The organism is Neobacillus niacini, assembly GCF_046591715.1.
In the GTDB taxonomy this organism is placed as follows: Bacteria; Bacillota; Bacilli; order Bacillales; family Cytobacillaceae; genus Neobacillus; species Neobacillus niacini_L.
Genome location: NZ_JAWVNQ010000011.1, coordinates 1 through 12,886, shown reverse-complemented (window position 1 = coordinate 12,886; position 12,886 = coordinate 1). Strand labels below are relative to the sequence as shown.

13 protein-coding genes and 1 riboswitch are annotated in these 12,886 nt (G+C 38.6%); of the genes, 1 reads left to right on the top strand and 12 read right to left on the bottom strand.

Annotated features, from left to right (window positions below; genetic code table 11):
* Positions 1-357 precede the first annotated feature (357 nt).
* The 11 genes from purB to SFC47_RS20385 form a co-directional block, all read right to left on the bottom strand.
* The gene (gene purB, locus SFC47_RS20435) at positions 358-1,656 is read right to left on the bottom strand and encodes an adenylosuccinate lyase (protein ID WP_411256312.1); all 1,299 of its coding nucleotides are present in this window, start codon (positions 1,654-1,656) and stop codon (positions 358-360) included.
* Entirely contained in the window at positions 1,653-2,807 is a 1,155-nt protein-coding gene (purK, locus tag SFC47_RS20430) for a 5-(carboxyamino)imidazole ribonucleotide synthase (RefSeq protein WP_411256444.1), read from the bottom strand. The genes purB and purK overlap by 4 nt, the downstream gene beginning before the upstream one ends.
* Positions 2,794-3,282 carry a 5-(carboxyamino)imidazole ribonucleotide mutase gene (gene purE / locus SFC47_RS20425; protein WP_411256310.1) on the bottom strand — a complete coding sequence of 163 codons (489 nt, stop codon included), beginning with the start codon at positions 3,280-3,282 and terminating at the stop codon, positions 2,794-2,796. The genes purK and purE overlap by 14 nt, the downstream gene beginning before the upstream one ends.
* A gap of 155 nt (positions 3,283-3,437) precedes the next feature.
* A riboswitch (purine riboswitch) is annotated at positions 3,438-3,539 on the bottom strand.
* 86 nt (positions 3,540-3,625) lie between these two features.
* Complete coding sequence (locus SFC47_RS20420) at positions 3,626-3,808, bottom strand: NETI motif-containing protein (protein WP_411256308.1); 183 nt, start codon at positions 3,806-3,808, stop codon at positions 3,626-3,628.
* 11 nt (positions 3,809-3,819) lie between these two features.
* Positions 3,820-4,362, bottom strand: a complete 543-nt coding sequence (locus SFC47_RS20415) for a DUF2179 domain-containing protein (RefSeq protein WP_411256306.1) — start codon at positions 4,360-4,362, stop codon at positions 3,820-3,822.
* Positions 4,363-4,485: 123 nt separating this feature from the next.
* Complete coding sequence (locus SFC47_RS20410) at positions 4,486-5,403, bottom strand: alpha/beta fold hydrolase (protein WP_411256304.1); 918 nt, start codon at positions 5,401-5,403, stop codon at positions 4,486-4,488.
* Between the two features lie 66 nt (positions 5,404-5,469).
* The gene (locus SFC47_RS20405) at positions 5,470-5,922 is read right to left on the bottom strand and encodes a MarR family winged helix-turn-helix transcriptional regulator (RefSeq protein ID WP_411256302.1); all 453 of its coding nucleotides are present in this window, start codon (positions 5,920-5,922) and stop codon (positions 5,470-5,472) included.
* Positions 5,923-6,025: 103 nt separating this feature from the next.
* The gene (locus SFC47_RS20400) at positions 6,026-7,954 is read right to left on the bottom strand and encodes an FtsX-like permease family protein (protein WP_411256300.1); all 1,929 of its coding nucleotides are present in this window, start codon (positions 7,952-7,954) and stop codon (positions 6,026-6,028) included.
* Positions 7,929-8,699 (bottom strand): ABC transporter ATP-binding protein, encoded by a 771-nt coding sequence (locus tag SFC47_RS20395; protein WP_411256298.1) that lies wholly within the window; start codon positions 8,697-8,699, stop codon positions 7,929-7,931. The genes SFC47_RS20400 and SFC47_RS20395 overlap by 26 nt, the downstream gene beginning before the upstream one ends.
* A 111-nt stretch (positions 8,700-8,810) precedes the next feature.
* Positions 8,811-9,782, bottom strand: a complete 972-nt coding sequence (locus SFC47_RS20390; protein ID WP_411256296.1) for a HAMP domain-containing histidine kinase — start codon at positions 9,780-9,782, stop codon at positions 8,811-8,813.
* On the bottom strand, positions 9,779-10,480 hold the full coding sequence (locus SFC47_RS20385) for a winged helix-turn-helix domain-containing protein (protein WP_411256295.1): 702 nt from the start codon (positions 10,478-10,480) through the stop codon (positions 9,779-9,781). The genes SFC47_RS20390 and SFC47_RS20385 overlap by 4 nt, the downstream gene beginning before the upstream one ends.
* A 59-nt stretch (positions 10,481-10,539) precedes the next feature.
* On the opposite strand from SFC47_RS20385, the gene SFC47_RS20380 reads away from it, so the two are divergent.
* Entirely contained in the window at positions 10,540-11,760 is a 1,221-nt protein-coding gene (locus tag SFC47_RS20380) for a TolB family protein (RefSeq protein ID WP_411256293.1), read from the top strand.
* Between the two features lie 49 nt (positions 11,761-11,809).
* On the opposite strand, the gene SFC47_RS20375 is transcribed toward SFC47_RS20380, so the two are convergent.
* Complete coding sequence (locus tag SFC47_RS20375) at positions 11,810-12,703, bottom strand: fumarylacetoacetate hydrolase family protein (RefSeq protein WP_411256291.1); 894 nt, start codon at positions 12,701-12,703, stop codon at positions 11,810-11,812.
* Between the last annotated feature and the right edge of the window lie 183 nt (positions 12,704-12,886).

Genomic DNA, 12,886 nt, shown 5'->3' with positions numbered 1-12,886 from the left:
GGATGCCTCCTAATTCGCAATATTGGGAATCTTGAAAATGAAAGAGGTCGCCGCCCTTAAGTAATGAGTGACCATTTACTCTTTCTTTGGGTCATTTTGGGGTCTCATTGCTTCAATGAGTGACCCCTTTTTCTTTTTTGATTAGGTTTTGGTCACTCATCGCCTTCATGAGCGACCACTTTCTATTTTTTCTATGGTTCTCGGGCTCTCATCGCTTTCATGAGTGACCGATCCACTCTTTTTTGCCTGTTCTCGGGCTCTCATCGCCCTCATGAGTGACCGATCCACTCTTTCTTGCATGTTCTCAGGCTCTCATCGCCCCATTAATCACCTAAATATATCTGGGTCCAATCTTTTTTAGTCGTTCAATCCTAAACGTTCAAAAATAGTATCAACATGCTGCAGGTGGTAGTTGTAATCGAAACAGTCTGCAATTTCTTCAGCTGAAAGCAAGCTGGTAATCTTCGGTTCACCTTCTACCAAGCTGCGGAAAGGAACTTGATTTTCCCAAGATTCCGCTGTTTTAGGCTGAACTGTATCATATGCCTCTTCACGTGATAACCCTTTGTCGATCAATGCTAAAAGGACTCGCTGAGAATAAATCAAACCTAGCGTCCGGTCCATGTTGCGTTTCATATTTTCCGGATACACCGTTAGGTTTTTAATGATGTTTCCAAAGCGGTTTAACATGTAATTCAAAGCAATCGTTGCATCTGGTAATATAATGCGCTCTGCAGAAGAGTGAGAAATATCGCGCTCATGCCATAGTGGAACATTTTCATAAGCTGTCATCATATATCCGCGAATTACACGGGCTAAACCAGTCATATTTTCAGACCCGATTGGGTTACGTTTATGCGGCATTGCAGAGGACCCTTTTTGCCCTTTTGCAAAAAACTCTTCTACTTCCCGCGTTTCACTCTTTTGCAATCCGCGGACTTCAACCGCGAACTTTTCTATCGAAGTCGCAATCAATGCAAGGGTGGACATATAGTGTGCGTGACGGTCGCGCTGTAATGTTTGAGTGGAGATTGGTGCCGGCTGGGTTCCCAGTTTCTCACACACATATTGTTCAACAAACGGGTTGATATTTGCGTATGTTCCAACTGCACCAGAAATTTTCCCGAACTCAACACCAGCAGCTGCCTGATTAAAACGTTCCAAATTACGTTTCATTTCTTCATACCAAAGAGCAAGCTTTAAACCGAATGTTGTCGGTTCAGCATGGACACCGTGTGTACGCCCCATCATAACCGTAAATTTATGTTGTTTTGCTTTGTTCTTTAGGATATCAATAAAGTTTTCAAGGTCCTTCTTGATAATTTCATTAGCCTGTTTTAAAAGGTAAGAAAGGGCAGTATCTACTACATCCGTTGACGTTAAACCGTAATGCACCCATTTACGCTCTTCCCCTAACGTCTCTGATACGGCGCGGGTAAAGGCCACTACATCATGTCTTGTTTCTTCTTCTATTTCTTTAATCCGTTCAATATCGAAGGATGCATTTTCACGAAGCTTCTTTACGTCCTCTTTCGGAATTTCACCTAACTCAGCCCATGCTTCACACGCAAGGATTTCAACCTCCAGCCAAGCTTTAAAACGGTTTTCCTCTGTCCAAATTGCACCCATTTCAGGTCTTGTATAACGATCAATCATCTTTTGGCCTCCAAACTTTTTTCTTCCCAAATCGAACTTTCACAAACTTCTTTCATGGCTGTCTCAACAGAATCGCAAAGTATGGTTACATGCCCCATTTTTCTTTTAAACTTTGCCTCTTTCTTACCATAAAAATGAACTTTCCAATCTGGAACCTTTGTTAATTTATCTAACACGTTTTGAACATGCTCTCCTAATATATTAACCATCACCGCTGGCTTTAATAGCTCTGTTTTACCTAGGGGAAGGTTACATACCGCCCTCATATGCTGTTCGAATTGTGACGTTTCACATGCCTCAATCGTATAATGCCCAGAATTATGCGGTCTAGGAGCGAGTTCATTTATGTATATCTTATCCCCCGCTGTTAAAAACATTTCAACCGCCAGTGTACCAACTAGCTCAAATGCATTTGCAAGCTGAATCGCAGATTGAACAGCTTTCTCCTCCGCTTCTCTACTAACCCGTGCCGGAACAATGGTTTGATGGAGAATATTATCTTGATGAATGTTTTCTCCAACCGGGAATACGGCTGTTTCACCATTTGAATTTCTTGTGATAATGACGGAAATTTCTTTTGTAAAAGAAATCCATTTCTCCAAAATACATTGTCCGTTTTGAAGAAGGACTTTAGCCTCTTCGATATCTTGGCTGCTTTTAAGGACAACCTGCCCTTTGCCGTCATAGCCGCCACGTGCTGTTTTCAATACCACTGGATACCCAAGTTGTTCGCAATGTTCATAAAGGTCATTGAGCGAATTAATTACTGCATATGGTGCCACTTGGACACCTGCGTCCGCAATTGCCGCTTTTTCTTTCACACGATCCTGCGTGATTTCAAGCAGCCGCTTCCCCTGAGGTACATAAGCTTGATTACAAAGCCACTCAAGTGCTGCAGCATCAATATTCTCGAATTCGTAGGTAATGACATCGCTGACTTCAGCAAGTTTCCTGATCGCTTCTAAGTCATCATAGTTCCCAATTACCTTCAAGTCTGCTACCTGCCCGCACGGTGAATCCTCTACTGGGTCAAGGACTGCGATTCGGTAACCCATTTCTCTAGCGGAAAGAGCCATCATCCTTCCGAGCTGGCCGCCGCCAATAATTCCAATGGTTTGTCCTGGTAAGATTGTTGTATTAGACAAGTTCATCACTACTTTCTATTACCGTCACTTTTGACTGTAAGCGGACTTGTTCAAGTCTTTCTTGCACTTTTGCATCATTTATCGATACAATTTGGGCTGCCAATAATCCTGCATTGGTTGCCCCTGCTTTTCCGATTGCCACAGTCGCCACCGGTACGCCTGCCGGCATCTGGACGATAGACAATAGTGAGTCCATTCCATTTAATGCCTTCGATTGAACAGGAACTCCGATTACGGGCAATGTCGTTTTTGCAGCAACCATACCTGGCAGATGAGCGGCACCTCCTGCACCTGCAATGATTACCTTAATGCCTCTTACTCTAGCATTCTCGGCAAATTCAAACATTAAATCAGGAGTGCGGTGTGCTGAAACCACCTTTTTCTCATAAGGAATCTCTAATGTGTCAAGGATTTCACAGGTGTGCTTCATCGTTTCCCAGTCTGATTTACTTCCCATTATTACTGCTACGATCGGATTCATGTTCTCTCCCCTTTGCCTTGGTGCTTACGCTTTTTCTTACTCTTCCAATATAAAAAGCCCTAAACAGATACTTTCCCAATTTCAAGAAATGAGAGAAAGCAGTCTGTCCGGGCTGATATCGGCACAGTAAATACCTGGAAACAAGTTACCTTTCCGGTATTTCCACTTCCCCTCATAGTCCAATCATTTAAGGTAATTGGGTAGATACTTATGGGCCATATTCCCATTATTATACGAGGGTGTTACGTTATATAATTTTTTTGACACCTTTATATTACAATTTAAGAGGCAAATGGTCAATAAAAACGAACGATTTTATTTTTTCATTTTCTAACGTTCGCTTTTACTCCGCACTAACAGCATCAAATACAATCTGCCTTCCAACAGGTTTGTAGGTAGTTTCCTTTCCATTAACTACCTCCTGAAAGATTGGTTTCTCCGTACGGCGAACAGGAACATACCCCTGTTTTTTCATCCGTTCCAAACAAGCTTCGATACTTTCATTTTCTTGTACCTCAAATTGCATTTTCCTTTTACTCATGAAAATAACTTCCCTCTTTTCACAGATTTCACCCAAAATCCGCCGTGTATTGCCTTTGGTTCATAAGAGATGATGAATGCCTTTGGATCCAAATTTTTTATCGTCTCATATAATTTAAGCTCAAACTTTCTTGGAGTTAATATTTGAAGCGCCATTCTATCACCTTCCAGCCCATGTGCGGCCCAATCGGTCACCCCAAAACCCTTCTCTCTTAATACTTTAGGAAGGTTTTTATCATATTCCTTTGTAATTACATTTACAGTGATATAGCCCAAAGCAAGCTTTTCTTCAATTTTCATTCCTACAATAACACCGATCCCATATCCCACGGCGTAAGCAATAAGGTTTTGAATTTCATTAAGATTATTAAGAACAAGTCCAAGTCCTAAAACATAAATTACAACCTCTATCATACTTAAGAAGGCTGCCAAATATCTCTGACCTTTTAAAGTTAAAATCATTCTTATCGTAAAAAAGGAAACATACACAATATTAATTATCAGAATGATTGCAACCATCATAAAACTATTTTCTAACAATTTATTCCCTCCCTTTTCGAATCCATGCCATATTAAATGTTGTATTAGTTAGTGTAACCCTTTTTATATAATTTTTCATTAAATAATAAAAAGACCTGCCATTTGACAGGTCTCACGCTAGGATTATCTTACTAAGGAGAGTGAATTTGCAGAAATCCCTTTTGTCCGTTCAAGGATAGCGGTTAGTATGTCCTTCCAAATTTGTTCATCATCACTTAAAAAATGACCTGCTCCCGAAATAAAGTGAGTGTGGCAATTCGGAATTAGAGAAGCGGCTTTTTTCATTTCCTCTACTGGCGCCATCCTATCCTCTTCACCATGCCATATATCTATTGTGACAGTAATATCTTTAAAGGAAAAATCCCAAGGCTTTGATAATAGTACAGGTTCCTTAACGCACTCATCCACTGATACACGAAAGGCTTCACCCATATGCATCATCAGGCCTTTTAACTGTTCATCTGTTTGTAAAAACTGACGATCCCACTCATGTAAATGCTTGTTTCCCTTTTTGGTTTGCTCCATAAACTTTTCTGGCTGCTCTGTTAGCATCTTTTTCGTAGATCGATAGCTTGCTCTTACAAGCCAAGGTGCTTTTCTAGCAAGAAAAAAAGCTATTTTATTGGCCATCATCGTTCCTTTAGGAGACTTACCGTTTTCAAATGGGGTCGTGCTGGCTACTAATGCTGCTGAATAGAGTCTTGGTGCAAGCTTATAGGCACAGGCAGCAGCAAACGCCCCGCCGCCAGAAACACCAATGATTGAGAACTTGTCAATTTTCAAATAGTCTGCCGCTTCGTTTACATCTTCTGCCCAATCAAGCAGCGTTCGATTTGGTTTCGGGTCAGAAAGTCCAAACCCTGGCCGGTCCATTGATATCAACCTTATTCCTAATGCTTTTGAGATTTCATCATCTTCAAGAAATAGTAGCCGTGAACCCGGAGTACCATGAAAAAACATAACTGGATGCCCCTGTTTGTCTCCATATTCAATCACAGCTAACTTCCTGCCATCTGACAGTGGAACTAGACATTCTCTCATCAATATATCCTCCATTAGTTAATAATAGTTAATATTTCAAATAACTTAACTATATTCCAAAAAAAATTACTTCTTATGAGCTTCTACTGCGATATGGTAGAGCTTTTCATGGATGTCTAACAGTTTTTCCAGGTCTTCCTTTGGCAACTTTGCATAATACTTTTCAATGATAAACTGCTGATTCTTATCTACCATTTGATTATAGTAATGACCTTTTTCACCAAGCTGTACTATAATTTCACGTCGGTTATCAGGATTTATCTCTCTTTTTACATATTCCTGCTTTTCAAGTTTTGAAATAAGCTGGCTTGCTGCGCTGGCTGTAATCGATAAAAAGTGTGCTACTTCATTAACGGTCCGATTGTTTACTCTTAGCAGCTCCAGAATCACTTGCTGTTTTGTTGATAGCTCTGCAAATTCTTCTGTTACTAACTTTTTATAATCCTCTAAAAATAGTGAACTTAAGGCATTTGAATAATCTAAAATTTTACTGCATATGATTTCTAAATCTTTTTCCATTCACTTCCACCTCTTTACACCTTCATTATAAGTCTTTATAAACATTTAAGCAAACTTAAATATAATACAATGAAAAAACTAGGCTGAATATCCAGCCTAGTCTTTAAATCAACGTTTTTTTCAAGTTCCTTAAATAGGTTTGGCGAATGAAGAAGAAATAGATGATTTGTGCAATACAAAAGCCTGCAAGGACGACCATCATTTCTTTTGCGATTGACATCTCGAAAAGACTTTGCAAAGCCATAAAGGCAAAGACACTATGAATGACCGCTACGATGATCGGAACAAAGAAAAGCAATACAAGCTGCTGCGTAACAATCTTGTTAAGCTCTCCGTCTGTTAATCCCACTTTCTTTATTGTTAAATATAAACGGCGGTCATATTCTAAGTCTGCATACAACCTGAAATATAAGAAACTGCCGGCGGCAATAAAAAAGACAGCACCGATAAGCAATGCCACGAACAGTGTCATCCGGTACATGCTCATTTGTTTATGATACAAGGTACCGCTAACCGTCAGCGCGTATTCTTTTGGATCAACCTCTTCACTGTCGTTAGGAGCAAACTCAACTCCTTCTATATCTTTTGTTAAATGAGAAGCGATTCCTGTTGTTTTTTCTTGCTCTTTCGTGTAAAAGCCTGTAAATGTATCCAGGCTTACCTCTCGGAGACTTTGATACATACTATCACTAACAACAAGGCCTTCACTAAATAAGATTTGATAAGGAAAAACAACGTGTTCTGTCGCTTTATTTTGTCTAAGCTTGATGTTATCCTGCTTTAACGTATAGGTATAGGAATCTAAGGTCTCCATTGAAGAAGTACGGATTGCTAATGCCTCCGACCCAGTTGGTTCCTTTTCGGTAAAAGAATAACCCGCCATTTCTGACGACTTTTTATAATCAGAAAAGGCAATGACCGGCATCTTTTCATGTGCATATTTATCTGATGAATCCTTTATTTCAACATATTTAATAGGGATTGATAGTGTAGAGTAATCTATGCTTTTCTCTATTAAATCCTGTTTGATGTCTTGTATATTTTTCTCGTGGATGGGTTCATCACCTTTTGCTAGATAACTTATTGATGCTGGGTAATTCGTTTCAAACTGCTTATTCAGCACTTTCATCGATGCTAATGTTCCCACCGCACAAAATGCGACTGTAGAGACAATGGTGACCATAAAGAACATCCGGGCATTATCTTTTAAACGATAAGCTAGACTAGAAAAGGTAATAATATTTGTTCTTTTCCAAAACAGCAAGCGGTTCTTTTGAAGAAGTTTTGTAAGGTACACTGAAAGCTGGGTATAAAAGAAATAGGTTCCGACAATGATCATCCCAATTACAGGCAGAATTCGATATAACATCGTTTCCATGGTGGTTGTTGCAGCCAGGTAATACCCTGTAAGTAATAGCACCGCAGAAATAAAAGATAAAATCTTAGAAACCTTTGGCTCCTTCTTTGGCTTTTCCCCTGCCTTAAATAAATCGATTAATTTATTCACTCGAACCATCGTTGTAGTTAGAACAGAAATACATAAGAATAAAATTAAAAAGGCTCCAATCGTCCACCCCAGCGCTTTACCTGGTAAATAAAATGGGAGTGACTCAATTCCAATGATTCTCGAGCCAATCATCAAAAACAATTTGCCTGTGATGATTCCTGCACCTATCCCTGTCATAATGGCACTAATACCAATCAGCATGTTTTCTAGGAAGACCATAGTGTTCAATTGGCTTCTTGTCATCCCATGCATCAGTAATACCCCAAATTCCCGCTTTCTTGATTTCAAAAAGGTGCTGACAGAATAAAGGACAAACAAAAATGAGAAAACATACATAATCACTTCCGCTGCCGTCATTAATTGAATCGCAATTTTAGCTGTTACACCTTTATCAATATCAGGATTAAAGATAAACAGTGCATAAACAAAGAAAATCATTACAGAAAATGCGCTGCTTAGAAAATAGGCTGCATAGGTTCGCTTATTGCGGATCACATTTTTAAAGGCGAACTGTCGAAAGGTCATGACTGTTACCTCCTAACAGTGCCAGCATATCAATGATTTTTTGGAAAAATGCCTGGCGGTTCTCTCCCCGGTATATCTCGTTATACAATTGTCCATCTTTTATGAAGATAACACGGTCACAGTAGCTTGCCGCAACAGCATCATGAGTCACCATTAGAGCCGTAGCTCCATCTTCTTTGTTAATCGTCGAAATGGTTTCCATGACATCCTTTGCCGATTTGGAATCTAGGTTACCAGTCGGTTCATCTGCTAAGATAAGGGACGGCTGATGGATAATCGCCCGAGCAATTGCCGTTCTTTGCATCTGTCCACCGGAAATTTCATATGTGCGTTTCTTTAAAATCGAATCAATTCCGAGTTTTTTAGCGACCTCACTCAGCCTTTTATCCATCTCACTCACCTTCACACCGTCCAGCGTGAGTGGAAGGACAATATTTTCCTCCACCGTCAGAGTATCTAGTAAATTAAAATGTTGGAAGACAAACCCAAGTTCATGTCTGCGAAAAAGAGCTGTTTCCTTTCGATTTAATTGATGTGGATTTTTCCCGTTGATTAATACCTCACCAGAACTCGGCTGATCGATGGTGGAAATTAAATTTAACAGGGTCGTTTTTCCACTCCCTGATGGACCCATAATACCGACAAATTCACCTTTTTCGATGGAAAAATTAATATTATCCAGGGCTTTATGTGCCATTTTACCCTCATATATCTTTGCTAATTGTTTTACAGTTAAGATTGACAAGACCTTCACTCTCCGTTCTTTATTTCATGTCTTTATTCTAGCTTGTAAAGGACTGATCTAACCATTTCCTTAACTTACAGTTAGCTTACAAGATTGTAAGGTAGCTTTTCTTTAAAAAATAATCCGGATCGTGGTCCCTTTGGTTACTGTGGACTCGACCTCTACTTTATGACCTAGGTTATCGCATATCTGTTTTACTAAAAAGAGCCCCATTCCAGTTGACTCTTGAAAATTACGGCCATTTTCACCTGTAAAATAGGGGTCAAAGACACGAGGGAGGTCACTCTTAGGAATACCGACTCCCTCATCTTCAATTTCTAATACAACGTTCGAATTCTTTTTAAAGCCTCTAAAGAAAATTTTCTGATTGTCTCCTGTTGTATACCGAACTCCATTTGTCACAATCTGTGTAATCGCAAAACTCAGCCATTTTTCATCGGAGGCAATTATCAAACTCGGGTCCACATCTACGGAAGGAAAAACACGGTTTCGGATAAATAAACGTTTTTGACTGGATGTAACCGAGCGTACCACCTTTTCTAGCTGGAGCATTTCCACATAGAAGTCATGTTCAAATTCATCTAATCGGGCTGTATATAACACCATATCCAGCCCTTTTTTCATACGGTCAAGTTCATCCCCTATTGCCGTGAAGCGTGGTTCATCTTCATCCTGTATCATCAAATGAATAACAGATAAGGGAGTTTTCATTTGATGTACCCATTGATTAATGAACTGAATATGATTCTTCAATTTATTCTGATAATGATGCAGCCCGTTTTGATATTGACGGTATTGGCTTTTCAATAATAGTTTTAGACTTTCTGCTAATGGCGCCCTAGAACCAGGCTCAAAAATTTCATCCATAGAAGTGTCCGGCTCTTCTAGGAGCTTATAGAAGGTTCGATGTGTTAGATACCGATATATCATATAACCAATGAAAAGACAGCCGCTGAGAATAGCTGCATAAAGACCAATCGAAAAATCCCGGTATCCATCCAGCCAAAATACAAATAAGATAAGAACTAATTGAGTTATATAGATAATGATTAGAGGAATATGTTCCTTTAAGAAAAGTTTCAAGAGTGCAGCCCCCAATTAGGTGAAAAACGATATCCTTGTCCACGTATCGTTAGCAAAGCATCCTCAATCTTTAACTCCAAAAGCTTTTTTCTTACGCGTGTAATGTAAACGTTTAATGTATTGTCATCAACAAAAACTTGATCATCCCATATTTTTTCTAACAGACGATCACGGCTTACGACTCTCTCAGACCTCCTCATTAGCTCTTCCAAGATCTTGCCCTCTGTATGGCTGATTTCAATTTTTTGACTTTGATAGCTTAACGTTAATCTTTCGATATCTAATCTTAATCCCTCGACCTCGATCAATCGACCACTTTCGGAACTAGCAAACTCCCCGTATGCACGACGCAGCTGGCTATTAATTTTGGCAACCGCTATATCGTAATCAAATGGCTTTGTAATATAATCATCACCACCATTTTCAAGAGCCATCACCTGATCCATCTTTCCTTCTCTTGCAGAAATAAAAATAATCGGACAGGTGGACACCTTACGGATCTGCCTGCACCAATAATAACCGTCAAATTTAGGTAAATTAACATCAAGTAAGACTAGGTGCGGGGAGTATCTTTCAAATTGCTCCAAAACCGTATCAAACTGATTAACGGGCTGGGTATCGAAGCCAAACTTATGTAAATGTTCATCTAGCAGCGTTACAAGTTGTTTGTCATCCTCAACAATAAAAATTTTAAACATATTTTTCTCCTTATATTGGGAATTATAAGATTTAAAGATATTAGGCAGGTGACTTACTAATGAAAAAGATACTTCTACTGATTTTAATAGGACTATTCACCTTCCCAGTTGGTGCATCAGCACAACCTAAGGAAAACCTAAAAGCAGCTTTTGTGAGAAACGATGATTTATGGTTAAAAATAAGGGATAAGGAAATAGAAATTACTGATAAAGGTTATATACGCTATCCCAAATGGTCATTCGATGGAAACTGGGTTGCTTATTTGAAAGGAGCCAAGGAAGGAGATAGAATGGACCTCTGGCTCTATAACATTAAGAGCAAAAGACAGTTTATGGTTAAAGAAAATGTAAGCAATAATTTTCAATGGTCACCGAGTGAAAATAAAATTGGTTTTCAGGATGTAAAGAATTTATTTATATTAGATACCAGCCAATTAGGCTTATTCACCCCTATAACCAAAAGTGTAGAAAATTTTTCTTGGCTGCCCACTGGCCGGGGTTTACTTCTTTCCAGAAAGAAAAATACAAATCTTAATTCAGATATTATTTTATCAAAAGTTATCTTAAGAAAAAATGAAAAGCCTAATATTAACCATTTCTATACAATTAAGATAGCTAAAAATGAAATCTTAGCCTCAACAAGTGAATTTAAATGGTCTAATGATAAGAAGTGGATAAGCTTTTTATTAATTCCTACCGCCTCATTGTCGGCTGATGGGAATACTCTATGTGTTTTATCTGCAAATGGAAAAACATTTCGAATGACAGATGAAATGCTAAATGAATCTTCCTGGTTCCAATGGGCTCCATATAATAGTCTTATTGGATATATAAGTGGTGTTGGCCGAGAAGCAACAATTAATAAAAGAATGCAGGTTTTAAATCTCCCATCCATGAAAACTGTCTTGTATACACCAAGGGGGTTTGTAGACCGTGATTTTGCCTGGCAAAATAATCGAACACTCATTGTTTCTCGTTCAAAAGAAAATGGATCAGAGGACTTGGAACAGAGAGTATTGCCAAGTCTCTATAGGATAAGCCTTTCAGGTAACAAACAAACCCCGCTCACTGTTCTTTCAGGAAAGGATGGCGACTTTAGACCACAAGTCGTCAGGAATAACCTATTTTGGATTAGAAGCGATAGAAAAAATGCGGATGTAATGGTTTCTCCAACTTATCATATGAAAGAAACACTTTGGATTAAGGATATTAGTTTGGGGAGTTCGTATTATGAAAAATGGAGCTGGGATGAAGTCTTTAGTTTGTATACAGGGCGCTAAATTTTGAAAGGGCCAAGCAGAATATACTGCTAGGCCCTTTCTCCATATACTATTCTTCAATAAAGGTATTGGTTAGCACACCTAAATTCTCAACTTCAACAGTTACCACGTCACCTGGCTTTAAATAAACTCTTTTTTCCCGTGGATAACCAATGATAACACCCTCTGGAGTTCCAGTAAGAATGATATCACCAGGTGTAAGCGTCATATGCTGCGAAATATAGCTGATGATGTCATCTACATAAAAAATCATATCCGAGGTATTGGAATCTTGCCGTTTTTCACCGTTCACATACGTTTTTAATTGTAAATTGTTAGGGTTGGAAATTTCATCTGCTGTTACAAGATATGGACCTATAGGGTTAAAATCATCACATGTTTTTCCTAGTAACCATTGATGTGTCTTTTTCTGAAGATCACGTGCTGATAAATCATTAGCGGTACAATACCCAAATACATAATCTAATGCATTTTTTTTACTTACATACTTCGCTTCTTTGCCAATGACTACCCCTAATTCAACTTCGTAATCCAGCCTTTGTGTCACTTTTGGCACAGCAATCTCACATTTATGTCCCGTTAACGTATTGTTATATTTGCTAAATAATATTGGTACCACCGGATAGGGAGACTTTGTTTCATCTGCATGTTTCCGATAATTTAATCCTACACAAATAATTTTATTTGGCTCTGTGACACATGGTCCCCACTCAATCTCTTCTTCAGCTTTTATATAATTTGGGTTGTTCTCTAATGGCAAATTTGCAATATAGTTCTGTAGTACAAAAATCGCTTCAATCCCGCCAGCGATTACTTCCATAATATTTGTATGTACGTGATCATTAGGATTTTCTTTTAATGCCTCTTCTAGATCTATGATGCCCTTTTCGATTTTAACACCTAATGCATCTTTGTCTTCTTTTCTAATTGTTATTAGTTTCATTGAATCATAGTCCTCCTTGTAGTCAACTGGGCTTGTTAACTTTTGTTTTCTATACTCAACACTTTTAATCCTTCTTTTTCCTTTAATAAATTAAAGTGTTTTCTTTTTTTGTTGAGAAACGTTACCATTTTTTCTTCAGAACAACACAAAAAAACACAACCTTTATCAGGTTGTGTTTCATTT

What these genes read in the sequence shown, in the direction of transcription:
- purK (WP_411256444.1), bottom strand. Translation starts at nt 2,807, where the DNA reads ATGAACTTGTCTAATACAACAATCTTACCAGGACAAACCATTGGAATT.
- SFC47_RS20410 (WP_411256304.1), bottom strand. Translation starts at nt 5,403, where the DNA reads ATGAGAGAATGTCTAGTTCCACTGTCAGATGGCAGGAAGTTAGCTGTG.
- purB (WP_411256312.1), bottom strand. Translation starts at nt 1,656, where the DNA reads ATGATTGATCGTTATACAAGACCTGAAATGGGTGCAATTTGGACAGAG.
- SFC47_RS20375 (WP_411256291.1), bottom strand. Translation starts at nt 12,703, where the DNA reads ATGAAACTAATAACAATTAGAAAAGAAGACAAAGATGCATTAGGTGTT.
- SFC47_RS20400 (WP_411256300.1), bottom strand. Translation starts at nt 7,954, where the DNA reads ATGACCTTTCGACAGTTCGCCTTTAAAAATGTGATCCGCAATAAGCGA.
- SFC47_RS20380 (WP_411256293.1), top strand. Translation starts at nt 10,540, where the DNA reads ATGAAAAAGATACTTCTACTGATTTTAATAGGACTATTCACCTTCCCA.
- SFC47_RS20405 (WP_411256302.1), bottom strand. Translation starts at nt 5,922, where the DNA reads ATGGAAAAAGATTTAGAAATCATATGCAGTAAAATTTTAGATTATTCA.
- SFC47_RS20420 (WP_411256308.1), bottom strand. Translation starts at nt 3,808, where the DNA reads ATGCAATTTGAGGTACAAGAAAATGAAAGTATCGAAGCTTGTTTGGAA.
- purE (WP_411256310.1), bottom strand. Translation starts at nt 3,282, where the DNA reads ATGAATCCGATCGTAGCAGTAATAATGGGAAGTAAATCAGACTGGGAA.
- SFC47_RS20385 (WP_411256295.1), bottom strand. Translation starts at nt 10,480, where the DNA reads ATGTTTAAAATTTTTATTGTTGAGGATGACAAACAACTTGTAACGCTG.